The organism is Streptomyces hygroscopicus subsp. hygroscopicus (genome assembly GCF_030269125.1).
GTDB classification, from domain to species: Bacteria; Actinomycetota; Actinomycetes; order Streptomycetales; family Streptomycetaceae; genus Streptomyces; species Streptomyces hygroscopicus_C.
The window spans coordinates 734,307-758,223 of the sequence record NZ_BSSM01000001.1 but is presented as its reverse complement, the minus strand read 5'-3'; the positions used below and the strand labels follow the sequence as shown (position 1 = coordinate 758,223).

The 23,917-nt window shown below is 73.6% G+C and carries 18 protein-coding genes; 9 read left to right on the top strand and 9 right to left on the bottom strand.

Going from position 1 to position 23,917, the window contains the following annotated elements:
• Positions 1 to 20 precede the first annotated feature (20 nt).
• Together QSK45_RS03180 and QSK45_RS03175 are read right to left on the bottom strand one after the other, a co-directional pair.
• Positions 21 to 458, bottom strand: a complete 438-nt coding sequence (locus tag QSK45_RS03180; protein WP_285552951.1) for a DUF6114 domain-containing protein — start codon at positions 456 to 458, stop codon at positions 21 to 23.
• Between the two features lie 5 nt (positions 459 to 463).
• On the bottom strand, positions 464 to 1,156 hold the full coding sequence (locus QSK45_RS03175) for a DUF6230 family protein (protein WP_285553391.1): 693 nt from the start codon (positions 1,154 to 1,156) through the stop codon (positions 464 to 466).
• Positions 1,157 to 1,934: 778 nt separating this feature from the next.
• Here QSK45_RS03175 and QSK45_RS03170 point away from each other — a divergent pair.
• The 3 genes from QSK45_RS03170 (at position 1,935) to QSK45_RS03160 (ending at position 4,839) form a co-directional block, all read left to right on the top strand.
• Positions 1,935 to 2,585 (top strand): Tat pathway signal sequence domain protein, encoded by a 651-nt coding sequence (locus QSK45_RS03170; RefSeq protein ID WP_285552950.1) that lies wholly within the window; start codon positions 1,935 to 1,937, stop codon positions 2,583 to 2,585.
• 390 nt (positions 2,586 to 2,975) lie between these two features.
• The gene (locus QSK45_RS03165; protein WP_285552947.1) at positions 2,976 to 3,620 is read left to right on the top strand and encodes a ScbR family autoregulator-binding transcription factor; all 645 of its coding nucleotides are present in this window, start codon (positions 2,976 to 2,978) and stop codon (positions 3,618 to 3,620) included.
• Between the two features lie 22 nt (positions 3,621 to 3,642).
• A complete protein-coding gene (locus tag QSK45_RS03160; RefSeq protein ID WP_285552945.1) occupies positions 3,643 to 4,839 on the top strand; it encodes a damage-control phosphatase ARMT1 family protein in 1,197 nt (398 codons plus the stop codon).
• Here the strand turns inward: QSK45_RS03160 and QSK45_RS03155 are convergent.
• The gene (locus QSK45_RS03155) at positions 4,811 to 6,073 is read right to left on the bottom strand and encodes a cytochrome P450 (protein ID WP_285552942.1); all 1,263 of its coding nucleotides are present in this window, start codon (positions 6,071 to 6,073) and stop codon (positions 4,811 to 4,813) included. The genes QSK45_RS03160 and QSK45_RS03155 overlap by 29 nt on opposite strands.
• The gene (locus QSK45_RS03150) at positions 6,070 to 6,846 is read right to left on the bottom strand and encodes an alpha/beta fold hydrolase (protein ID WP_285552940.1); all 777 of its coding nucleotides are present in this window, start codon (positions 6,844 to 6,846) and stop codon (positions 6,070 to 6,072) included. Before QSK45_RS03150 ends, QSK45_RS03155 begins: the two co-directional genes overlap by 4 nt.
• Before the next feature lie 133 nt (positions 6,847 to 6,979).
• Between QSK45_RS03150 and cyc2 the strand changes: the two genes are divergently transcribed.
• Entirely contained in the window at positions 6,980 to 9,142 is a 2,163-nt protein-coding gene (gene cyc2 / locus QSK45_RS03145; protein ID WP_285552938.1) for a germacradienol/geosmin synthase Cyc2, read from the top strand.
• A 126-nt stretch (positions 9,143 to 9,268) separates the two neighbouring features.
• Here cyc2 and QSK45_RS03140 read toward each other — a convergent pair whose 3' ends face one another.
• Entirely contained in the window at positions 9,269 to 10,066 is a 798-nt protein-coding gene (locus QSK45_RS03140; protein WP_490993498.1) for a class I SAM-dependent methyltransferase, read from the bottom strand.
• Between the two features lie 505 nt (positions 10,067 to 10,571).
• Between QSK45_RS03140 and QSK45_RS03135 the strand changes: the two genes are divergently transcribed.
• Together QSK45_RS03135 and QSK45_RS03130 are read left to right on the top strand one after the other, a co-directional pair.
• Positions 10,572 to 11,699: a M24 family metallopeptidase gene (locus tag QSK45_RS03135; RefSeq protein WP_285552937.1), complete on the top strand. Its 1,128-nt coding sequence runs from the start codon at positions 10,572 to 10,574 to the stop codon at positions 11,697 to 11,699.
• A 61-nt stretch (positions 11,700 to 11,760) separates the two neighbouring features.
• Entirely contained in the window at positions 11,761 to 12,693 is a 933-nt protein-coding gene (locus tag QSK45_RS03130; RefSeq protein WP_285552935.1) for a phosphotransferase, read from the top strand.
• A gap of 141 nt (positions 12,694 to 12,834) precedes the next feature.
• On the opposite strand, the gene treZ is transcribed toward QSK45_RS03130, so the two are convergent.
• The gene (gene treZ, locus QSK45_RS03125) at positions 12,835 to 14,580 is read right to left on the bottom strand and encodes a malto-oligosyltrehalose trehalohydrolase (protein WP_285552934.1); all 1,746 of its coding nucleotides are present in this window, start codon (positions 14,578 to 14,580) and stop codon (positions 12,835 to 12,837) included.
• 201 nt (positions 14,581 to 14,781) lie between these two features.
• Between treZ and QSK45_RS03120 the strand changes: the two genes are divergently transcribed.
• Both QSK45_RS03120 and QSK45_RS03115 read left to right on the top strand, forming a co-directional pair.
• The gene (locus QSK45_RS03120; RefSeq protein ID WP_285552932.1) at positions 14,782 to 15,345 is read left to right on the top strand and encodes an FHA domain-containing protein; all 564 of its coding nucleotides are present in this window, start codon (positions 14,782 to 14,784) and stop codon (positions 15,343 to 15,345) included.
• An 85-nt stretch (positions 15,346 to 15,430) separates the two neighbouring features.
• A complete protein-coding gene (locus tag QSK45_RS03115) occupies positions 15,431 to 15,829 on the top strand; it encodes an SSI family serine proteinase inhibitor (RefSeq protein ID WP_285552929.1) in 399 nt (132 codons plus the stop codon).
• Positions 15,830 to 15,837: 8 nt separating this feature from the next.
• Here the strand turns inward: QSK45_RS03115 and QSK45_RS03110 are convergent, their stop codons facing one another.
• The 3 genes from QSK45_RS03110 to glgX form a co-directional block, all read right to left on the bottom strand.
• Positions 15,838 to 17,091 carry a M14 family zinc carboxypeptidase gene (locus QSK45_RS03110; RefSeq protein WP_285552927.1) on the bottom strand — a complete coding sequence of 418 codons (1,254 nt, stop codon included), beginning with the start codon at positions 17,089 to 17,091 and terminating at the stop codon, positions 15,838 to 15,840.
• Positions 17,092 to 17,760: 669 nt separating this feature from the next.
• Positions 17,761 to 20,130 (bottom strand): malto-oligosyltrehalose synthase, encoded by a 2,370-nt coding sequence (gene treY / locus QSK45_RS03100; RefSeq protein ID WP_285552925.1) that lies wholly within the window; start codon positions 20,128 to 20,130, stop codon positions 17,761 to 17,763.
• A gap of 107 nt (positions 20,131 to 20,237) precedes the next feature.
• Positions 20,238 to 22,346: a glycogen debranching protein GlgX gene (gene glgX / locus QSK45_RS03095; RefSeq protein ID WP_285552924.1), complete on the bottom strand. Its 2,109-nt coding sequence runs from the start codon at positions 22,344 to 22,346 to the stop codon at positions 20,238 to 20,240.
• 280 nt (positions 22,347 to 22,626) lie between these two features.
• Here glgX and QSK45_RS03090 point away from each other — a divergent pair, with 280 nt between their 5' ends.
• Complete coding sequence (locus QSK45_RS03090; RefSeq protein ID WP_285552922.1) at positions 22,627 to 23,865, top strand: DUF5919 domain-containing protein; 1,239 nt, start codon at positions 22,627 to 22,629, stop codon at positions 23,863 to 23,865.
• Positions 23,866 to 23,917: the final 52 nt, after the last annotated feature.

The following is a 23,917-nucleotide window of genomic DNA, read 5'->3' as shown; positions in this document are numbered from 1 at the left end:
GGCCGGAAAGTTCCGGGGCGTCATGCCGTGGTGGTCTCGGCCTCCTTGGTGAGGGCCCGAGCCTGGCGGCGCTTGCGACGGCTCCTGCGCGGCTCCTGGTCCGGCAGCCAGCCGAAGGCGAGGCAGCTGCCGACGACGCCGAGCAGCAGACCGATGAAGAAGCCGCCCAGGTTGGAGGTGACCCAGGTGCCCAGCGACAGCAGCACTCCGGTGATGGAGTAGAAGAGCCGCTGGGCCGGGTTGAAGAGGACCAGCAGGCCCAGCAGCGTCATCAGGGCCGGCAGCAGGTAGCCGGCGAGCCCCTGCATGCCGATGTGCATCACGACCTTCAGCGACGCCTTCTCGGACAGCAGGATCTCGGCCCCGCCCAGGGCGAGCAGCAGCCCGCCCCAGAACGGCCGGCGGGACCGCCAGGCCCGGAAGGCGTGCCGGGGTCCCCGTCGTGGACTTACCGTCACGGCGCTCAGCAACCCGAGTCGCTGAAGCGCAGCTTGAGACCCGGCAGCTTGAACACCCCTGCCGTGGTCGCGTAGTTGGTCTGCCGCAGGTTGTCGATGTGCACACTGTCGGCCTGCTGGCTGAAGACGCCCTTCGGGCCCTTGGCGTTGGCCTCGGTCAGCGTGCTCGCGTCGTTGCCGATCTCGATGTGGTTGAACGACGCGTCACCCGACATCTCGGTGGAGTCGGTGGTCAGGTCGGACGCGCTGACCTTGGTGGCGCCGTTGCCGGCGGTGATCAGCAGGTTGGTGCCGCCGAGGTCGACGCTCTGGCACAGCTTGGTGAGCGTGGCCTTCTTGATCGCCGAGGTGACGACGAGCACCTGGCCGCCGGTGTCACCGGCGTTCGGGCTGCCGTCGGCCATGTTGTCCAGGCCGCCGAACTGCTCGAAGCCGGTGCCGTCCAGCTGGCTCGCGGCGACGGTGAACGGCATGCCGGAGATCGCGAACTGCACGCCCAGCGCGCCCTGCGCGGTGAGGACCGCGAGGCCGGCGGCGACGAGGGTGGCGGGCACCGCCATCACCGCGGCGCGGCGGGCCCGGACGCGGCCCCGTCTCTCGGCCGCGGTGGTGCCTGTGCTGCTCGGTGCTTCGGACGGCGAACCATCCGGGTTCTCGGGGGTGTTGCCGGTGGACGGGACGTCCGGGGACGAGGCCATGTCTGCTCCCATGGGCATGGATCAATGCGGGTTGGGCTTCAGTGGCGCGATGTCCTGGCGCGGACAGCGGCCGCCGCGGACGCCTCCTCGCACTCCCGGCGGGTGCAAGGGCTTTCTCGTTACGCGGCGGTAGCCTTTCCAGGAAGTTACCGCCGGTTACTTTTAGGGGTCAAGGGAGTTGTGAAAAAAGGGTGTCGACGGTGCGTGCGGGCCGCCTGATCCCTCAACTCGCTCTGGAAAGTGCGATGTTGAACGGTCGGATGGCTTGACGCCGATGGTTGACGGGGCTACAAATTCCCCAGATTCCACGGATCCGTGGCGCCGGATCCCCCGAGCGGCAGCGGCCGTGTCCCGCAAGGGCACCGGCCGCGTTCCCGGCCCTTACGCGGCAACCGCTCCCTCGCACGGCCGATCGTCTCGAACGCGGGTCGCCGCCACGCCGGCCCTTTCGAGCGGTGGCCGTTTCGCACGGCGATCCCCCCGCACTTCGCGCGAGCACGGCACGGACGGCTCCCCCGCGGGTCCGTACCGGCATCCCCCTGTTCGTCCGGCCCGGCCGATTCCCCCCGGGTACCGGCCGGTGTCCGGCCCGCCGCCGTCGCCGGTCCGTCGTGTACGGAGAAGGCGTGACGGACCGCGCCGGCGGCGACACGGCACCGCCGCGCACCACCTCGTACCACCGGCACCGCCGCGCACCACCAGTACCGCTGGCACCACCCCGCACCGCTGCGCACCGCCCACGTCCTGATTTCCCCCACTTCATCAGAGAGGCACCCGCATGCGTACGCGAACCCTCATCGCCCTCGCCGGCGCCGCCACGGCCACCGCGCTCGCCCTCGTGTCGGCCGGTCCCGCCTCCGCGGCCGGCTCGGTCCTCACCACGGGCAGCGCCGGCGGCACCGCCGTCGCGGTCGGCGACACGTTCACCGCCCCCCTGGCGAGCGGCACCTCCGCCACCTTCTACTCCAGCACGACCGGCACCAGCGGCGTGAAGTGCGGCACCTCCCAGTTCACCGCCAAGGTCACCGCCAACCCCACCGCGCCCGGCACCGCCACCGAGTCCGTCACCGCGCAGACCTTCAGTGGCTGCACCAGCAACGTCACCGGTGTGACCGGTGTCAACAGCGTGACCATCGACAACCTGCCCTACACGGCGTCGGTCACCTCCGGCGGCGCCCTCACCGTCACACCTCCGAGCGGCTCCGTCATCCAGTCCACGGTCAAGCTGAACACCCTGCTGGGCAGCGTCACCTGCGTCTACCAGGGCCCGAGCCTGTCCGGGAAGGCGGACAACGCCGACAACAGCATCACCTTCACCAACCAGCAGTTCACCAAGACCTCCGGGTCCTCGCTCTGCTTCTCCACCGCCTACTTCAGCGCCAAGTACGCGCCGGTGACGGACGGCGGAGCCGCGGTCTACGTCAACTGATCCCCGGAGCGGCCCTCTTCGGGCCGTCATGAGCACAGCGCCCAGGCGGCGCCGTCCCGGTGCATCCCAGCACCGCGGCGGCGCCGCCCTGCTGTGTGCCGCCGACTGCGACGGGCCGTACTCCCTTGTGTGACAGGCCAGTTGACCTGTTTCCGACCCGCGGTGAGATCCCGTTGAGGAGCCGGCGGTCGGCCTCGTATCGTGGCGATCATGGGTGCGGCGCCGGGTGTCGAGCACTCGTTCGACGTCAGGGTGCCGGTGCGGGTGACGCGTGTCCCGCAAACGGGTAGCAATACGGACTCCCGTTGTCATTCGGTGAGTTATCGTATGCAAGGGGTTAAAAACAAACCGCATGTCCCGTTCGTTCGTCTCGCGAGGAGGGGTCCCAGGATGGCGAGGCAGTTACGCGCCGAACAGACCCGGGCCACGATCATCACGGCCGCCGCCGATCTGTTCGACCAGCACGGCTACGAGTCCACGAGTCTCAGCGACATCGTCGCACACGCGAAGGTCACCAAGGGCGCTCTCTACTTCCACTTCGCCGCCAAGGAGGACCTGGCGCACGCGATCCTGGAGCTGGAGGCCCGCGCGGCCCGCCGTCTGGTGGCCGATGTCGAGGGCCGCGGCTTCTCCTCCCTGGAGGGGCTGATGCGCACCACCTTCGGGATCGCCCGACTCGCCGTGGACGACCCGGTACCGCGCGCCGGGCTCCGTCTCGCCACCGCCGACGTCACGGTGCGGCCGCCGCTGCGCCACCCCTACACCGAGTGGCTGGAGTTCGCCGCCCGCAAGTTCACCGGGGCCGTGCGCGAGGCCGACGTCCACGGCGACCTCGATGTCAGCGCTGCCGCCCACTCGCTCGTCTGCTTCTTCTTCGGCACCCGGGTCACCGGCCGGTTCGAGCCCGTGGGACGCCTGCCGCGCCGGGTCGCCGAGATGTGGCACCTGATGATCCGCGGCCTGGTCCCGGTGCACCGCCGCCCCCGCTACGTCACCCTCGCCACGCAGCTGGAGCGGGAGATCAGAACCGCGTGAGGTGCGCGGTACCGTGACGGACATGCCCGAAACCCCGTTCGCACCCGTGATCTTCGGCAACGAACCCGGCTCGTTCCCGCACGGTGTGCTGGCCGAGCGGCACCCGGCGATCATCCGGCAGGTGCGGGCCGCCTTCCCGTACGGACCCGGGCAGCACCGGGCGCTGGACGAGCTGCTGGAGAGCTGCACCGAGGGAACCGTCGAACCCCTGCCCGCCGACGCCCCGGACCGGGCGGCGTGGCACGCGTGGGGCCTGGCCGAGTACGCCGGGCGGTCCTGGTTCGACGTGCCGTGGCTGTGGTCCGAGAGCTACTTCTACCGCCGGCTCCTCGAAGCCGTCGGCTACTTCGGCGCCGGAGCCTGGGGAGCCATCGACCCCTTCCGGCCCTTCAAACGCGCCGAGCTGGACGTGCCGGAGACCGACCGGGAACTCGCCGCGCTGGACGACCTGCGGGAGCTGCCGGAGCGGGAGCGGGGGCGCGCCCTGCTGCACGGCTCGCTGTGGGGAAACCGCGCCGACCTCGGCTTCCGGATCTCCGCCGCGGGCGCCGAGGCCCGGGAACCGGCGCCCGCACTGGTCGCCGACGACAGCGAACGGCTCTGGTCGCTGCTGCCGCCCGGCGGCGCCGCCGCCCTCGTCCTGGTCGCGGACAACGCAGGCCGCGAACTCGTCCCCGACCTGCTGCTGATCGCCCACCTCCTCGCCGGGGACCGGATCGCGCGTGCGGTCCTGCACGTGAAGCCGTACCCGTACTACGTCTCGGACGCGACGACGGCCGATGTGATCGACGCCCTCGAACGGTTGCGTACGGCGCCGGGCACGGCCGGTGACCACGGGCGGCTGCTGTGGTCCGCCATGTCCGACGGCCGGCTCACGGTGCGCGCGCACCCCTTCTCCTGCGCCCCGCTGCCGTACGCGCGGATGCCCGGGGACCTGCGGGCCGACTTCGCCGCGGCCACGCTCACCGTCCTCAAGGGGGACCTCAACTACCGCCGCCTGGTGGGCGACCGCCTGTGGCCGCCGACCACGCCCTTCGCGGCGGCGACGGCGTACTTCCCCGGCCCGGTGGCCGCCCTGCGCACCCTGAAGTCGGAGGTGATCACAGGGCTGTCCGCCGCCACCGAAGAGCGTCTGGTGGCGGCGGGGGGACAGCGCTGGCGCACGGTCGGCACGCACGCGCTCGTCCAGGTCAACCCGTCCGCACCGGAAGCGACTTGATCCCGTTGATGAAGTTGGACACCAGCCGCCCTGCCGGTCCCGCGGGTCGCAGGGCGGGCAGGGCGCGCAGCACCTCGGCGTAGAGCAGACGCAGTTGGAGCCGGGCGAAGTGGGCGCCCATGCAGACGTGCGGTCCGTCGCCGAAGGAGACGTGCGGGTTGGGGGAGCGGGCGAGGTCCAGCCGGCCGGGAGCGTCGAAGGCCCGTTCGTCGCGGTTGGCGGAGGCGTGGAGCACCACGACCTTGTCACCCGCCCGGATCCGCCGGCCCGCCAGCTCGGTGTCCTGTGCGGCGGTGCGCCGGAAGGTCAGCACGGGCGGGTGCCAGCGCAGCAACTCCTCGACGGCGGGCCCGAGTTCCGCCTCGCCGTCGCGCAGCAGGCGGTACGACTCCGGGTGCTCGGCCAGGGCCAGGAGGCCGCCGGGGGCCGCACTGCGGACGGTGTCGTTGCCCGCGACCGTGAGCAGGAAGAAGAACATCTCCAACTCGGGACCGCCGAGTTCGGGGTCCTGGGCGAGCGTGGTCATGATGTCGTCGGCGGGGTGCCGGCGTTTGTGCCCGGCGAGCTGGTGGGCGTAGGCGAACATGTCGCGCAGCATCGCCGGGGAGCGGGGGTTCAGGGGCCTGCCCGACGCGTCCAGCACCGGCCGGCCCGCCTCGTCCGGGTCCTGGTAGCCGATCACCTCGCGCGTCCAGCGCAGCAGCAGCAGCCGGTCGCTTTCCGGGACGCCCAGCAGGTCCGTGAGGTTGAGCAGGGCGTACTCGTCGGTGACGGCCGCTACCAGGTCGACCGTGCCGTCCCCCCGCGCGGCCCGCTCCAGCGCCGCCGCGAGCAGCGTCCGCGCCCGCTCCCGGGCGACCGCGGCGAACCGCTCGATCCGTCCCGGCGTGAACGCCCGGCTCACCAGGCGCCGCAACCGGCCGTGGGCGGGCGGGTCCTGGTTGAGCATCATGCGCCGGATGAACGGCAGGTCCTCCGGGTCGGGGTCCCGGATCTGGGTCGCGCCGAGGTGTGACGAGTACGTCACCGAGTCCTTCAGGACCCGTACGACGTCCGCGTGCCGGGACACCGCCCAGAAGCCGGGCCCGGCCGGCCAGCCGAGCACCTCGGGCTCCTCCTGCCAGGCCACGGGGTGCTCGTCGCGCAGGACCCGGTAGGCGTCGTACGGCACCCCGGCGGCGTACCGGCGCGGGTCGAAGACGTCGGGCACCGGCGCCGCCTCGCGCGCGCTCACGCGGGGCCGTCCGCGCGCAGGAAGTCCTCCACGACCCGGATCAGCTCCAGCGGCGTCTCGTCCATCGCGTAGTGCCCGGCCCCGGGCAGGGCGACCAGGTGACCCCGCGGGTACCAGGACAGCCACGTCCGCCGCATCAGGTCGGGGGACAGTGCCGGGTCCAGTTCGCCCGCGACGGCCAGCGCGGGCACCTCGCTGCCGGCCACCTCGGCGTGGAAGTCCTCGCCCGCCCACGAGTCCAGCCAGGCCCGGAACGCCTTCGCGTCGCTGCGCCGGAGCGAGGCCGCGACCATCCGGTCGAGCCAGGCGGCCGGGCGGCGGCCACCGGTGGTGAAGTCGATGATCGCGCGCCGGTTGCCCGCCTTGTGCGCCGCGTCCGTGAACAGCGCGCCCTGCTCGCCCGAGAGCGGCATGCCCGCGGCGGGCACCGGGGAGACGCCGACGATCCGGCGCAGCCGCTCCGGGGCGAGCGCGAGCATCCGCTGGGCCACCGCGCCGCCCATGGAGTGCCCGATCACCGAGAACCGCGTCCAGCCGAGCCGGTCGGCCAGCGCCACGAGATCCGCGGCCGCCCGGGTCGTCGTGTACGGGCCCTCGGCGGCCATCGCCTCCCCGTAGCCGCGCAGGTCGACCGGCACGTACGTGAAGGAGGCGCGGTCCAGGTCCGGCAGGACGGCCGCGTAGGCGGACCGGTCGGCGAACCAGCCGTGCACGGCGAACACCCGGTGGGCGCCGTCGCCGTGCAGCTCATGGGGCAGCACGAAGGAGTTCATGCGCCTACCGTGTCCCGGCGGCCCGAGCACGGCAAGAGCGCGGACGGGGCCCGCCCGAGGACCGGTTCACGCGATGGTGTGATCATGTCCCGTGCGGCGGATGGGCGTTCAGGGCCGCGGGTAGGGCCCGGCCATGACGCAGCCGTTCGAACTCCCGCACTTCTACATGCCGTATCCCGCGCGGCTCAACCCGCACCTCGACGAGGCCCGCGCCCATTCGACCGCGTGGGCGCGCGAGATGGGCATGCTGGAGGGCTCCGGGGTCTGGGACCAGGCCGACCTGGAGGCGCACGACTACGGACTGCTGTGCGCCTACACCCACCCCGACTGCGACGGACCCGCCCTGTCGCTGATCACCGACTGGTACGTGTGGGTGTTCTTCTTCGACGACCACTTCCTGGACATGTTCAAGCGCACCCAGGACCGCGCCGCCGGCAAGGCCCACCTCGACCGGCTGCCGCTCTTCATGCCGGTCGACCCCGCCGCTCCCGTGCCCGAGCCGGAGAACCCGGTCGAGGCCGGTCTGAAGGACCTGTGGGCGCGGACGGTGCCCGCGATGTCCGAGGACTGGCGCCGCCGCTTCTCCGTCGCCACCGAGCACCTGCTCAACGAGTCGATGTGGGAGCTGTCCAACATCAACGAGGGGCGGATCGCCAACCCCGTCGAATACATCGAGATGCGCCGCAAGGTGGGCGGCGCGCCCTGGTCCGCCGGGCTCGTGGAGTACGCGACCGCGGAGGTGCCCGCCGCCGTCGCCGGGACCCGGCCGCTGCGGGTGCTCCTGGAGACCTTCGCCGACGCCGTCCACCTGCGCAACGACCTGTTCTCCTACCAGCGCGAGGTGGAGGACGAGGGCGAGAACAGCAACGGCGTGCTCGTCCTGGAGACCTTCTTCGGCTGCACCACCCAGCAGGCCGCCGACACCGTCAACGACATCCTGACCTCGCGCCTGCACCAGTTCGAGCACACCGCGCTCACCGAGGTGCCCGCCCTCGCCCTGGAGAACGGCCTCACCCCGGCCGAGACGGCCGCGATCGCCGCCTACACCAAGGGACTCCAGGACTGGCAGAGCGGCGGCCACGAATGGCACATGCGCTCCAGCCGCTACATGAACAAGGGCGCGCGGAGCGAGTCGCCCTGGCGGTTCCCGAGCGGGCCCGGCACCTCCGCCGCCCACGTCGGCGCCCTGCTCGCCGCCGCGGCGCAGGAGCGCCTGCGCGCCTACACGCACGTGCCCTACCAGAAGGTCGGCCCCTCGATCCTGCCCGAGTTCCACATGCCGTTCGCCCTGGAGCTCAGCCCCCACCTCGACGCCGCCCGCCGCAACCTGCGCACCTGGTGCGACCGGATCGGCATCCTCCGGGAGGGTGTCTGGGACGAGGACAAGCTGCGCGCCTACGACCTCGCCCTGTGCTCCGCGGGACTCGACCCCGACGCCACCCCCGAGGCCCTCGACCTCAGCGCCCAGTGGCTCGCCTTCGGCACGTACGGCGACGACTACTACCCGCTGGTGTACGGCCACCGCAGGGACCTCGCCGCCGCCCGCCTGACCACCGCCCGGCTGTCGGCCTGCATGCCGATCGAGGGCGGCCCCGCGCTCGTGCCCGGCAACGCCATGGAGCGTTCCCTGATCGACCTGTGGGCCCGCACCACCGCCGGGATGAGCGCCGACCAGCGGCGCACCCTCAGGGCCGCCGTGGACACCATGACCGAGAGCTGGGTGTGGGAGCTGTCCAACCAGTTGCAGAACCGCGTCCCCGACCCGGTCGACTACCTGGAGATGCGCCGCTCCACCTTCGGCTCCGACCTCACCCTGAGCCTGTGCCGGATGGGCCGCGGTCCCGCGATCCCGCCCGAGGTCTACCGCAGCGGCCCGGTGCGCTCCCTGGAGAACGCCGCCATCGACTACGCCTGCCTGCTCAACGACATCTTCTCGTACCAGAAGGAGATCGAGTACGAGGGCGAGATCCACAACGCCGTCCTGGTCGTGCAGAACTTCTTCGGCATCGACTACCCGACCGCGCTCGGCGTCGTACACGACCTGACCACCCAGCGCATGCGGCAGTTCGAGCACGTCGTCGCCCACGAACTGCCCGTGCTGTACGACGACTTCGAGCTGTCGCGGGAGGCGCGCGAGGCGATGGACGGGTACGTCCTCGACCTGCGGAACTGGCTGGCGGGCATCCTCAACTGGCACCGGAACGTAGACCGTTACAAGGACGCCTGGCTGGCACGGCGCGCCCATGGCTTCCTGCCGGACCGGACGCCCGCGCCGCCGGTCCCCGCCCTGGGCTGAACCGAGCCGGCCCGACCGGACGGGCTGGGTCGACGGCGGTCCGGGGCCGGTGCGGGGGGCGTCCGTGGTGACCGCCCCTCCGTCGGCCTCCGGCCGGTCTCCGTCGGACGCGAACCCCGCGATCCCCTAGCGCCGGCCGGATGCCAGCAGCGCCACGGCGGGAAGGTCGATCAAGCCGTCCTCCGCCACCCGCTCGCCCACCAACCGGTCGTAGGCGGACTTGATCCGGGCGACCGTCCCGGGTGTCTGGCCGGTCACCACCAGACCCCTGTGGGCCACCCCGCGGGCTGGCCCGGACCACCAGACCTCCGGGTCCTCCCGATGCGTCCAGGCAACCTCTTCGCCGACCACCTCGGCCCACCCCGACTGCTCCAGCAGTCCACGAAGGCCCTCGGCGGTCCGGGCGAAGTCCGGCGGGGCCGGGAACACCGGGCGCTCCACACCGGCTTCGTCCAGCGCAAGGTCGAACAAGGACATCGCCTCGTTGCTCGTGCCGTGCCAGATCGTCGCCGCGAGCCGCCCACCCGGACGGACCACCCGGCGCAGCTCGATCAGGGCCGCCCACGGGTCCTCCACGTGGTTGAGCACGAAGTTGGCCACCGCGGCGTCGAACGAGTCGTCCGGGAAGGGAAGCTCGGGCAGCACCGCGTGCCGGACCTCGGCCCCGGGGGCGTTCGCGGCCGCCAGCGCCACCATGCCCGGCTCGGCGTCCACCGCCACGACCCCGGCGCCCCGGGACAACGCCGCCGCCGCGACCGTGCCCGGCCCGGTCCCCACGTCCAGCACGCGCGTCCCGGCACCGACCTCGGCCGCGTCCAGCAACGCCTCGGCCGTCGCCGCGCACAGGGCCGCAAAGCTCCCCGCGTACGCCTCGGCCGCGCCCGCCCACATCCGTCTCTCGTGCGCGTCGAACCCGCCGGCCACCGTCCGCCCCCCTGTTCCGGATCGTGCCGCCAGCCTAGCCCGGTGCCCGAGCGGATCCCCAGGAGATTCCCGGCCCGCGGGCCGCGTCGGCTTCCCGCCCGAAGACGCGGGGAACGCCGGCGACGGGCAGGACGGACGTGCTCCGGTGGCCCCGCCCGCCACCACCGTGCGTCACCGCGGTGGCGGCTGCCGGCAGTCGACGCCGGTGCCGGGGACGGTGGGCCCAGCGGTCCGCCGGCCCGCGGAGGACGCCGCCGGACACGTGAAATTCGCTGGTCAGCAGGGTTCCGGCGAGTCATCATGGCCGTATGCGGACCGTCCTGCCGACCCCCGGGCCCCGTCCCGTGCGGACGTGTCCCGCGTGGACGTGTGCCGCGCGTGCCGCGATCGTGGGATCGTCCGATCGGGTCGCGTGGCCCGGTCCGGGCGGGCAGGATGCTGCCCGGGGGCGCCGCCCGCGCGTCCCGGCACCTGCCCGACCAGCGAGATCCGCCCGGAGGCCCGGATGACCGGTAGTACGACCACGCCCTTCAGCGCAGCCGACCACAAGGCCCGTATGGAGCGCGCCGCGCGCGCCGCGGCCGACGCCGGTCTCGCCGGGCTGCTCGTGGCACCCGGCCCGGACATGGTGTGGCTGACCGGTTACACCCCCACCGCCGTCACCGAGCGGCTCACCCTGCTGGTCCTCGCCCCCGGCCAGGACCCCGTGCTGGTCGTCCCCACCCTGGAGGCCCCGGACGCCGAGAACTCCGCGGCCGGCGAGGCGCTGACGCTGCGCGACTGGACCGACGGCAAGGACCCCTACGCCGTCACCGCCGACCTGCTCGACGGCCGCGGCCGCTACGGCATCAGCGACAACACCTGGGGGATGCACGTCCTCGGCCTCCAGCGCACCCTGCCCGACAGCTCGTACGCCGCCCTCACGGACGCCCTGCCGATGCTGCGCGCGGTCAAGGACGCCGCCGAGGTGGAGCTGCTCGCGGCCGCCGGGGCCGCGGCCGACACCGCGTTCGAGGAGATCCGCAAGGTGCCCTTCGCCGGGCGCCGCGAGTCGGACGTCGGCCATGACCTCGCCGCGCTGCTGCGCCGCTTCGGCCACTCCCAGGTCGACTTCACCATCGTCGGCTCCGGACCCAACGGCGCCAACCCGCACCACGAGGTCGGCGACCGCGTCATCCAGCGCGGCGACATGGTCGTCCTCGACTTCGGCGGCCTCAAGGACGGCTACGGCTCGGACACCACGCGCACCGTGCACGTCGGCGAGCCCACGGAGGAGGAGCGCCGGGTCCACGACATCGTGCGCGCCGCCCAGGAGGCCGGCTACCAGGCGGTACGGCCGGGCGTGGCCTGCCAGGAGGTCGACCGGGCGGCCCGCGCGGTGATCGCCGACGCCGGGTACGGCGAGTACTTCATCCACCGCACCGGGCACGGTATCGGCGTCACCACGCACGAGCCGCCCTACATGATCGAGGGCGAGGAACTGCCGCTGGTGCCCGGCATGTGCTTCTCCGTGGAGCCCGGCATCTATCTGCCCGGCCGGTTCGGGGTGCGCATCGAGGACATCGTCACGGTGACCGAGGACGGCGGCCGCCGCCTCAACAACACCACCCGCGAGATGGTCATAGTGGACTGACGGCCCAGGCGGGCCCAGGGAGACCGAACCCGACGACACCCGGAACGGCAACGCGCGACCCATGACCGAGGCACCGACCCCCACCGCGGACACCGTCCGCCAGCTGGTCCGTTCGCTGCTCAAGGAAGGCCCGGAGGGCGACGGACCCGACGTCCGGCCCGTGCGGGAGGGGCACGACTACACCTGGTGGGTCGGCACCCGCCAGGTGCTGCGCCTCGCCCCCGACCGGGAGGCGTCCGCCCGCCGCCGCCGGGAGCTGCGGCTGCGCGCCCTGGTCCGCCCGCACGTCCCGGTCGCCGTGCCGGTCAGCGTCGCGCGCGCAGACTGGGCGCCCGGCCTCGCCTGCACCCTCGACACCGTGGTGCCCGGCGGCACCGCCGAGGAGCACGAGGTGTCGGCGGCCGGGGAGGCCGATCTCGCCGGGCTGCTCGCGGGGTTGCACGCGGTGCCGGTACGGCAGGCCGAGTCGCTCGGCGTGCCGCGCGTCGCGCCGCGCTCGCTGGAGGCGCTGCGCCGGATGGCGGTGCACGCGGCGGAACGGCTCGCCGCCGCCGACGAGTTCGACGCCGCGCCGATGTACCAGCTCACCCCGGCCGGCGCGGCCCAGCTGGCCGCCCAGCCCGGTGTCGCCGTGCTCACCCACCACGGGCTGACGGGCGAACACGTGGTGGTCAGCGCCGACGGGCGGGTGCGCGGCATCCTGGACTGGACCGAGGCGGCGCTCGGCGACCCCGCCGAGGACATCGCGGGACTCGCCGTCGCCGTCGGCTCCCCGGCCGCCGTCCGCGCGGCCACCCTCGCCGGCTACGGCGCCCGCCCCTGCCTGCGCGGACTGTGGCTCGCCCGCTGCGACACGGTCCTGCGCCTCATGGAGCACCTCGACGGCCGGGCCCCCGGCGACCCGACGCTGCTGCGCACCCAGCTGCGCCGGGCGTGGGAGCCGATCCTGCTGGAGCGGGTGACGGACTTCAAGACGGCGGGGGAGGAGCCCTGACGGTCGCGCCCGCCTCGGAGCGCGCTCCTGTCTGGGGCGCGCTTCAGCCTGGGGGTGTTCCGTCCGGGGCGCGCTCCCGTCCCCCGGGGGCGCGTCCGCGTGCCGGGTTCGGGGGGTCCCGTGTCGGGGTGCGTCCCCGTCTCAGGGCTGGGTGAGTACCACGCAGGACTCCCCGGGGAGGTGGAGCAGGCCGTCCGGGCCCGGGGGGTCCACCGGCTCCCACGCGGCGAGCAGCAGGGCCGGGCGGGGGCCCATCGGGATGGCGGCCGGTTCCTTGCCGAGGTTCACCGCGACCCGTACGTCGCCGCGCCGGAAGGCCAGCCAGCGGGCCTCCTCGTCGTAGGCCACCTTGGTGTCGGCGAGGTCGGGGTCGGTGAGGTCCGGCTGGTCGCGGCGCAGGGCGATCAGCCGGCGGTACCAGTCCAGCACCCGCGCGTGCGGCGGGCGTGCGGGCTCCGACCAGTCGAGGCACGAGCGGTCCCGGGTCGCCGGGTCCTGCGGGTCCGGTACGTCCTCCTCGGCCCAGCCGTGCGCCGTGAACTCCCGTCGGCGGCCGCGTCGTACCGCCTCGGCCAGTTCGGGGTCGGTGTGGTCGGTGAAGTACTGCCAGGGCGTGCCGGCCGCCCACTCCTCGCCCATGAACAGCATCGGCGTGAACGGCGCGGTCAGCACCAGCGTCGCCGCGCAGGCCAGCAGGCCGGGGGAGAGGTGGGCGGAGAGCCGGTCGCCCTGGGCGCGGTTGCCGATCTGGTCGTGGGTCTGGGCGTAGCCGAGGAGCCGGTGCCCGGCGACCCGCGCGCGGTCCAGCGGACGGCCGTGGTGCCGGCCGCGGAAGCTGGAGTACGTGCCGTCGTGGAAGTACCCTCCGGTCAGCGTCTTGGCCAGCGCGGCGAACGGCGCCCGCGCGAAGTCCGCGTAGTAGCCCTGGGACTCGCCGGTCAGCGCGGTGTGCAGGGCGTGGTGGAAGTCGTCGTTCCACTGCGCGTGCAGCCCGAGCCCGTTCTCCGTGCGCGGCGCGATGAAACGGGGGTTGTTGAGATCGGACTCGGCGATCAGGAACAGCGGCCGGTCCAGCTCCGCCGCGAGCTCGTCCACGGCCGCCGACAGCTCCTCCAGGAAGTGGCGGGCCCGGGTGTCGTACAGCGCGTGCACCGCGTCCAGCCGCAGCCCGTCGAGCCGGAAGTCCCGCAGCCACGCCAGCGCGCTGCCGACGAGGAACGCGCGCACCTCGTCCGAACCCGGCGCGTCCAGGTTCACCGCGGCGCCCCACGGCGTGGTGTGCGTGTCGGTGAAGTACGGTCCGAAGGACGGGAGATGGTTCCCCGAGGGCCCCAAGTGGTTGTGCACGACGTCCAGTACGACGCCGAGTCCCAGTTCGTGCGCCCGGTCCACGAACCGCTTCAGCGCCTCGGGGCCGCCGTACGGCTCGTGCACCGCCCACGGCGAGAACCCGTCGTAGCCCCAGCCGTTCCGCCCGGGGAACGGGCACACCGGCATCAACTCGACGTGGCTGACGCCCAGTTCCACCAGATGCGGGAGACGGGCCGCCGCCGCCTCCAGGGTGCCCTCGGGGGTGTACGTGCCCACGTGCAGCTCGTAGAGCACCGCACCCGGCAGCTCCCGGCCGGGCCACGGGGTGCGCCACGCGTACCGCTCCTGGTCCACCACCGCGCTGAGCCCGTCCGGGCCGTCCGGCTGCCGGCGCGAGCGCGGGTCGGGCAGGACCGGACCGTCGTCCAGCGCGAACCCGTACCGGGCGCCGTCGCCCGCCTCGGCCTCCCCTCTCCACCAGCCCGCGCGCCCGGGATCGCGCGCCAACGCGTGCTCGACGCCCTCGCACCAGAGCGTCACTCGGTCTGCCTGCGGTGCCCACACCTCGAACTGCACGGACGGTTCCCCTTCGTCTGCTCACCGTGATGTCCCGCCTCCCCATCGTGCCCGGCCGGGCGCTCGATCCGCCTTCGAATCGGGGCCTTTCCCCCAGGTGTCGTGGCGCGCTTCCCGGCGGGTGGCGTGGAAGTCGCCGCGCGGGGACGCCGATTACCCGTTTTCTGGACACCCGCCGTCCGCTGACCGACAATCACAGGCGTGACGTCGTCCTTCGAGTTCTCCACCGCCCCGGCCCCGGCGTCCGCGCGGCTGTCCGACGCGGAGCGGGAAGCGGCGCTGGAGGTGCTGCGGGACGGCGCGGCCAAGGGCCGCCTGTCGCACGACACGTTCCTGCGCCGCATGGAACTGGCGCTCGCCGCGCGCCACGCCGACGAACTCGCCGTCCTCGTCGCCGACCTGCCCCGCGAGAACCGCTTCTCCCGCGCGGTCTTCGGCACCGTGGAGGCCGTCTCCGGATTCACGGTACGACTGCGCCGCGCCTGGCAGGCCGAGCGGCTGCCCAAGCTGCTGCTGCCGGGGCCGGCCCACACCCGCCCGCTGCGCATAGGCCGAGACCCGGGCAACGGGCTGCGCCTGACCCACGAGACGGTCTCCCGGGTGCACGCCGAACTCAGCCACCAGGGCGGCCTGTGGATCCTGCGGGACCTCGGCTCCACCAACGGCACCACCGTCAACGGCCGCCGGGTGATCGGCGCGGTCGCCGTCCGGGCGGGCGACCAGGTGGCGTTCGGGCGGGTGGCGTACCGGCTGTCGGTGAGCTGAGCGCGCCTGCGGCACCATCGGCCGTGGTCGTTCGAACGGGTGACCCGCCCTGCGGAACGGGGGGCGCCCTGCCGATGCAACGGGCATGACGTACTTCACCAGAGCGACAGCGGCCGCCGGCGTACTCCTGGCCGCCGCCGGTCTCCTCGCGGCGGGCCCGGCCCAGGCGGCGGCCCCTCCGGGCGCCGGCCGGCTGCACCTGACGATCACCCGCTCGGGCGACCGGGCCGACAGCGCCCTGCTGCGCTGCCTGCCGCCCCGGGGCCACCCGTACGCGGCCGAGGCCTGCGCCGAACTGGCCGCCGCCCGCGGTGACATCGACCGCGTCCCGGCCCGCAAGGTGTTCTGCCCGCGGATCTACTCCCCGGTCACCGCCACCGCGCGGGGCCGCTGGAACGGCCGGATCGTCGACTTCCGCAGGACGTACACCAATTCCTGTGAGCTGCGGGCGCGGACGGGGGCCGTCTTCGCCCTGGACGACTGACCGGCGGCCTACCGCTCGGCCTGCTCCCGGGCCTGCTGGGCCGCCATCAGCACCGTGCGGGACTGGTGCTCCACCTGGTGGTCCAGCGGCACCCAGCGGGCCCGGAAGCGCCGGGCGAAGGAGTCGGACCAGGCGGCGACGAGCCGCTGGAGGTCCGGCGCCGCCCGGTCGTCGGCCTCCCGGAGCACCCGCAGCAGCATCGCGGCCGCGCGCAGCGGCAGCCGCCGCCCGAAGGCGTCCACGCTGCCCACGTAGGCCATCGTCGTGGCGGCCGGCGGGGTGTGCGTCCAGTCCTCGGCCAGGCCCGGGATCAGCTCCAGCGCCCAGCGCGCGGCCCGCAGCAGCGGCCCGTCGGCGCCGTCGAGCCGGGGCAGTGCCTCGGCCAGCACCCGCTCCACCTCCAGCGCGTCCCGCAGCAGCCGCCGGGCCAGCCGCCGCATCGCGGCCGCCGGTGCCGGGTGCGGCGCCGGGTCGTCCACCAGGTCGCTGGCCCACATCGGCACCTCCACCACGGCGGTGAGCCCCCCGTAGCGGTGGACGTGGTACCAGGTGCTGCGCCGGGCGTCGTCCGGCATGCTCGGGTAGGCCGCGCCCGTCTCCGGCCCCGGCATCACATGCACCCCGGGCCCGGACGTCGGCCAGCCCGCCGCGTCCGAGGCGCCCGTCTCCACCGGGATGTGCAACTGCGCCGCCGACTTGGCGAACGGCTCCGCGAGACCGGGCACGTCCCGGGTCAACTGCACCCAGCTGCCGCCCAGATCGGTGCCGTGCAGGGTCACCTGGAGGTAGGGGCGCAGCTCGTCGATCACGCCGGTCAGCGCCCGGGTCTCGGGCGGCAGCCGGTCCGGGGGCAGCACGGACGGCGACCACTCCGGCTGCTCGGCGCCCGTGGGCCGGTAGAAGCCGAGGTGGTAGTCGAGCAGGCTGTGCGGCGCCGGGGTGACATGCAGGGCGGCGCCGTCCGGGTCCGCGCACAGCAGGAAGTGCCAGGAGGTGCCGGTGCGCAACTCGCGTTCGGCCAGCACCCGTCGGGCCAGCACCCGCAGAGTCGAGCCGCCCGTCGGCTCGTTGGCGTGCGCGCCCGCCACCACCAGCACCGAGCGCCGCGCGTGCCCGACCGACAGCAGGTGCAGTGGTCGGCCCGCGCGCGAGAGGCCCACCTGGCGCAGCGCGCACAGCCCGGGTTCCGAGGCGGCCAACGCCCGTGCGGAGGCCACCAGTTCGGGAACGCTGGGATAGCGCAGCTCCGGCAGGAGACTCACCCCCGATTCGTCCGCCCTGCTTCGCCCTCCCAGTCCCGCACGACGCGGGGTGGCTGTCAAGCATCCGGCCGAACACCCCGGGGCCACGTGCCAACCGGAGCCGTGGCCACCGCATTCGGCGTGCTCACCGCCGGTGCGGCCCGCGCCCCGCGAGCGTCGGGAACACCTCGCCCACCGCCTGCGGGGCACCGCCGACCCGGCCGTCGGCCCGGCGCCCGTCGGGCGACCGTGACCGTGTTGCCGGCCGGGGCGGAGGAGATCGTCCCGGTGGGGCCGTTCGACGACCGGCTCGCGGGCCGCACGGCGGTGACGCCGCCCGGACCGGCCGACCGGGCCTGGATCCGCTGCGCCTCGGAGCCCGTCGTGCACGGCGCCCGCTTCCTCGACCGGGCCTGTGGCCGGGCCGGGTGCACGCCCCGCACCGCCGTGTGGACCGAGCGGTCCTCGACGGCCGTGCGGACGGCCGCCGACGGGGCCGGGGTGTGCGCCGCGCCCGCCCACCTCCTGCGCGGCGCCGTCGGCGAGGACTCCGTGCTCCTCACCCCGACCCGGCCCGGCGGCGCCCGCCGGCCGTCCACGCCCGCGCGGCGCCGGCCGCCTTCGTGGAGCTGCCGCGCGCCCTGTGGCCCGCCGCGGGCGCCCTCCCGGGGCGGCACGGCGGAGCGACCCTCACCCCTGCGGGACCCGCTCCATCAGCGCCACCGGCGAGGGGCCGAAGAGATCGGCGAGTCGTACACGACCGCGGTACTCCCGGCCCGGTGCCAGCACGTCCGCCCACCGTCCGGGCGGCAGCGGCAGGCGCGTGTCCCGCCAGCCGCCCGACTCGGCGAGCCGCAGCGACAGGCGGGTCACCGCCGTGATCACCTCCCCGGAGCGGGTGAAGGCCGTGCAGTGCTCCGCCGCAGCGCCCTCGGCGGCCAGCGGCTCGTACGACCCGGACGCGCCGAAGGCATCGGGCCTGCGGGCGCGCAGCCGCAGTGCCGCCCGCGTCAACGCCGCCTTCTCGTCGGGCGTCTGCGGCGGCGGACTCACGGCCGCACGGTTGTCCGGGTCCACCAGCGCCCGGAACTCGCCCTCGGCGCCCTGGTAGACGTCCGGAACCCCCGGCATCGTCAGGTGCACCAGCGCCGTGCCGAGGACGTTGGCACGGATGTGCGGCTCCAGCGACTTGCGGAAGGCGGCCACGCGTTCGCCGGGCGGACCGCAGGGGCCGGCCGTGACGAAGGCGGCCACCGCCTCCTCGTACGGCGCCTCGCGCTCGGTCCAGCTGGTGTACATGCCGGCCTCGCGCACATGCTTCAGCAGGTACCGCCGTACCCGCTCCTCCTCGGCGGGCCCCAGTCCGAACACCGTCTGCCAGGCCGCCCAGACCAGCTGCCCGTCCGGTGTGCCCTCCTCGGAGCGGGTCACCTCGGCGACCAGCTCCGCCCAGCGGCCGGGGCATTCGGTGAGGACGGCGAGGGCGGCGCGGACGTCGGCGCTGCGTTTGGTGTCGTGCGTGGTGACCGCCGTACCGGTGAGCGGCCGGTCGTGCTGGACGCGGGCGCAGTACGCGTGGAACTCGCGCGGGGACACGCCGGGCCTGCCCGGGTCGCCGCCCACCTCGGTCGCCGACAGCAGCGGCACGTAGCGGTAGAACGCCGTGTCCTCCACGGACTTGGCCCGCAGCGCCGAGGCCGTCTGCGCGAACCGGGTACGCAGCTCCAGCCGGTCGGCGTGGTCCGGCGCGGCCGGGTCGCCGGGCGGCTCCACGAGCAGCCGGCGCACGAGGTCGACGGCCGTCGCCTCCTCGGGCACCACGAAGGCGAGCCGGGCCTCCTCGGCGGCCTGCTCGGTGATGACGGCGGCCGCGTCCCCGCAGGCGTACGGCCGGTACACCCGCATGCGGACCAGGAGTTCCTCCAGGGCCGTGCGCAAGGCCCAGGGCGCCCGGTCGCGCAGCGCGAGGTCCGGCGAGGTGGCGCACAGCCGGGCGGCGACCCGGGTGAGCCGCTCCGTCTCGGTGGCCAGCTCGTGCGTGAGCACCTTGTAGGCGGCCCGGCGCGCCGTGGCGTCCCAGACGCCGCCCCGGTCCGCCTGCGGGGCCGCGAACCGGCGGTACTCCGTGAGGAGCTCGAACGCGCCGTCCGGGTCCGTGAACAGGCCGTCGATCCGGCGCAGGGCGTCATAGCCGGTGGTGCCCGCGACCGGCCAGGAGGCGGGTAGGTGCTCGTCGTCGGCGAGGATCTTCTCGACCACCGTCCAGCGGCCGCCGCTCGCCTCGTGCAGCCGGGCGAGGTAGGCGTCGGGGTCGGCGAGTCCGTCGGGGTGGTCGACGCGCAGCCCGTCGGCCACGCCCTCGTCCAGGAGCTGGAGGATCTTGGCGTGGGTCGCGTCGAACACCCCGGGGTCCTCGACCCGCACCCCGATCAGCTCCGAGATGCTGAAGAACCGGCGGTAGTTCAGCTCGGTGCGGGCCAGTCGCCACCACACCGGGCGGTACCACTGGGCGTCCAGCAGCTCGGGCAGCGGCAGGTGCGCGGTGCCGGCGCGGAGCGGCAGGACGTGGTCGCGGCAGCGCAGCACGTCGCCCTCGACCGCCAGGTGCTCCAGCTCGGCGCCGAGCGGGCCGCCCAGCACCGGCAGCAGCAGCCGGCCGCCCCCGGCGTCCCAGTCGATGTCGAACCAGCGCGCGTACGGCGACTCGGGACCCTCGCGCAGCACCTCCCACAGGGCGCGGTTGTACCGGGGTGCCGTCGCCATGTGGTTGGGCACGATGTCGAGCACCAGGCCCAGGCCGTGCTCCCGGGCGGTCCTGGACAGTGCCCGCAGTCCCTCCTCGCCGCCGAGCTCGGCACGGACGCGGGAGTGGTCCACGACGTCGTAGCCGTGCGTGGAGCCGGGGACGGCCTCCAGGACGGGGGACAGGTGCAGATGGGAGACGCCGAGCGACGCCAGGTACGGGACGGCCGCCGCGGCGGCGGAGAACGGGAAGGCGGGCTGGAGCTGAAGCCGGTAGGTGGCCGTGGGCACCCCCGGTCCGGGTCGCGCAGAGGTCATGGGGACCTACGTACCCGTCCCGGAGCGTTTCGTGTCACCGGGGCGGGGCCGGTGGGCGAGGCGGCCCACGTCCGCTCGCCCACATGGCCCAATCCGCCCCCGCCGTCCTACGCCGGCCGCTGGAGGACCGTGAGGCTGCGGTCGTCCAGCACCAGCCGGTCGCCCGCCCCCACCTTCGGCCCCGAGCCCGGCGCGATCCCTTCCGGGCGGGCCGTGTCGACGACCACCCGCCACTGCCGGCCGTGGTGCACGGGTACCCGGAAGTCCAGCGGCCCCGGCGAGGCGTTGAACATCAGCAGGAAGGAGTCGTCGGTGATCCGTTCCCCGCGCGGACCCGGTTCGGAGATGGCGTTGCCGTTGAGGAACACCGTCAGCGCGGACGCCCGCGCCGAGTTCCAGTCCCGCTGGGTCATCTCCGCGCCCTCGGGGGTGAACCACGCGATGTCGGACAGCTCGTCGTGGGTGCCCTCCACCGGACGGCCGTGGAAGAAGCGGCGGCGGCGCAGCACGGGGTGGTCGCGGCGCAGCCACACCATCGTGCGCAGGAACTCCAGCAGCTCCCCGCCGTCCTCGGGCCAGTGCAGCCAGGACAGTTCGTTGTCCTGGCAGTAGGCGTTGTTGTTGCCGCGCTGGGTGCGGGCGAACTCGTCGCCGTGACTGATCATCGGCACGCCCTGGGACAGCATCAGCGTGGCGAGGAAGTTGCGCGTCTGGCGGTCGCGCAGCGCGAGCACGCCCGGATCGCCGGTGTCCCCCTCCGCACCGCAGTTCCAGGACCGGTTGTGGCCTTCGCCGTCCCGGTTGCCCTCCCCGTTGGCCTCGTTGTGCTTCTCGTCGTACGACACCAGGTCGCGCAGGGTGAAGCCGTCGTGGCAGGTGACGAAGTTGATGGAGGCCAGCGGGCGGCGGCCGTCGTCCTGGTAGAGGTCGGAGGAGCCGGTCAGCCGGGAGGCGAACTCCGCGAGCGTGCGCGGTTCGCCGCGCCACAGGTCGCGCACGGTGTCGCGGTACTTGCCGTTCCACTCGGTCCACAGCGGCGGGAAGTTGCCCACCTGGTAGCCGCCCTCGCCCACGTCCCAGGGTTCGGCGATCAGCTTCACCTGGGAGACCACCGGGTCCTGCTGCACCAGGTCGAAGAACGAGGACAGCCGGTCCACCTCGTGGAACTGCCGGGCCAGCGTTGCGGCGAGGTCGAAGCGGAAGCCGTCGACGTGCATCTCGGTGACCCAGTAGCGCAGCGAGTCCATGATCATCTGGAGCACGTGCGGGGAGCGCATCAGCAGCGAGTTGCCGGTTCCGGTGGTGTCCGTGTAGTAGCGGGGATCGTCCGCGAGCCGGTAGTACGAGGGGTTGTCGATGCCCTTGAAGGACAGCGTCGGGCCCAGGTGGTTGCCCTCGGCGGTGTGGTTGTACACGACGTCCAGGATGACCTCGATCCCGGCCTCGTGCAGGGCCCGGACCGCCGACTTGAACTCCAGCACCTGCTGGCCGCGGTCGCCCCAGGAGGCGTACGCGTTGTGCGGGGCGAAGAAGCCGATGGTGTTGTAGCCCCAGTAGTTGCTCAGGCCCAGGTCCACCAGCCGGTGGTCGTTCACGAACTGGTGCACGGGCATGAGTTCGAGCGCGGTCACCCCGAGCTTGGTCAGGTGCTCGATGACCGCCGGGTGGGCGAGTCCCGCGTACGTGCCGCGCAGTTCCTCCGGAAGGGCCGGGTGACGCATGGTCAGGCCCTTGACGTGGGCCTCGTAGATCACCGTGTGGTGGTACTCGGTGCGCGGCGGCCGGTCGTCGCCCCAGTCGAAGTACGGGTTGATCACGACCGAGGCCATGGTGTGCGGCGCCGAGTCCAGGTCGTTGCGCCGCTCGGGCGCGTCGAAGTGGTAGCCGTACACCTCCTCGCCCCACCGGACCGAGCCGCCGACCGCCTTCGCGTACGGGTCGAGCAGCAGCTTCGCCGCGTTGCAGCGCAGCCCGCGCCCGGGGTCGTAGGGGCCGTGCACCCGGAACCCGTACCGCTGCCCCGGCATCACCCCCGGCACGTACGCGTGCCGCACGAACGCGTCGCTCTCGCGCAGTTCCACCGCCGTCTCCGAGCCGTCGTCGTGCAGCAGACACAGCTCCACTCGGTCCGCGGCCTCCGTGAAGACCGCGAAGTTGGTACCGGCGCCGTCATAGGTGGCGCCGAGCGGATACGCCTCGCCAGGCCAGACCTGCATGGACACGACTCTCCCAGGTGGGCGGCCCGCCCGGGGGCCGGTCCGCGCGACGGCACGAAGTCTCCCCGAAAGCAGGAACGGGCCGGGCCGGGTACCCACGGCTATGAAACCGCTCACTCCCCGTGCGCCGACGGCGGGGAACGACCCGGAAAAGCCAAGCAGTTGAGCAAAGCAGGCGGAGAACCGACCTGTCCATCCGGCTGCACCGCGCGGCGCTCCCGGAGTACCCTTCCTTGATCGTTGAGACGGGAAAGGCCCGGGGACGGAAGGCGGTGCACGGGTGGGCTCGGGAGGGCTGGAGCTGCCCCCTGGTGACGAGGGTCACGAGGGGAACTCCCCGGACGTCCCGCCCGGCGCGGTGTCCCTGGCGCGGCCGATGGACGCGGGGTCCATCGGACCGGAGCTGGACTGGGGCGCCGACGCCTGGCACGAGGTGCGCACCCGCGCCCAGCGGGCCGGCCGGGCCTACATCTGGCTGAACCTCGTGGAACAGCGGCTGCGTTCGGTCGTCGCCGCCGTCCTGCGCCCCGTGTACGAGCCGGTGCACGGCGACGAGTGGGTGGTCGCCGCCGCCGGACCGGCCGGCCAGGAATGGGTGCAGCGCGCGGTCGCGGTCCGCGAGGTCAGCCGCCGCAAGGGCTACTTGCTCGACCCGGCCGACGACAACGTGCTCAGCTTCCTGACGTTGCCCCAGCTGCGCGAGCTGATGGTGCAGCACTGGCCCTGCTTCGAGCCGTACTTCGACGAGCGCCGCGACCTCGAACTCGCCCTGGACGAGCTGGAGGTGACGCGCAATGTCGTCTCCCGCAACCGCGCCCTGTCCGAGGCGGTGCTCGGCCAGGCGGAGCGCGCCTCGGCCCGGCTCCTGGAGATGCTCGGCGCGGGCGCCGACGTGCCCTCCGCGCGCCGGCTGCCGGTCGACGCGGTCGAGGACCTGGTCGGCGACCGGTACGCCGACGTGGTCGCCGTGCACTCCGACCGGGTGCGGCTGATGCGCCAGTTCCCGGCCGAGGACATCTTCGGCGGCGCCCGCCGCCTGGACGCCATCGGCATCGGCCTCAACCTGCTGGTGCAGAACTTCTCCGGGCGGCGCCTGGTCCGGCTCGCCGAGTCCGGCTGCCGGGTCCGGCTGCTCTTCCTCAACCCCGCCTCCAGCTCGGTCAAGCGCCGCGAGCGCGAACTCGGGATGAAACGGGGCGAACTGAGCCGATCCGTCGAGATGAACATCCTGCACATGCGCCGGGTGCGCGCCCGGCTGCGCGACCCGGGCGCCTTCGAGATCCAGGTGTACGACGAGACGCCGCGCTTCACGGCCTACCTGGTGGACGGCGACGGAGCCGACGGCGTCGCCGTGGTGCAGTCCTATCTGCGCGGGGCGCGGGGCATGGAGTCCCCGGTCCTGGTGCTGCGCAACGGCAGCCGACTGGTCACCTCGGACGACGCGGGCGAGGCCGGGCTCTTCCCGACCTACCGTGAGGAATTCGAGCTGGCTTGGACGGATTCGCGTCCTGTGTCCTGAAGTGTCCCCGGGAGAAGCGGAACGCGGGCCTCTGATTGTCAGTGCCCCGTGC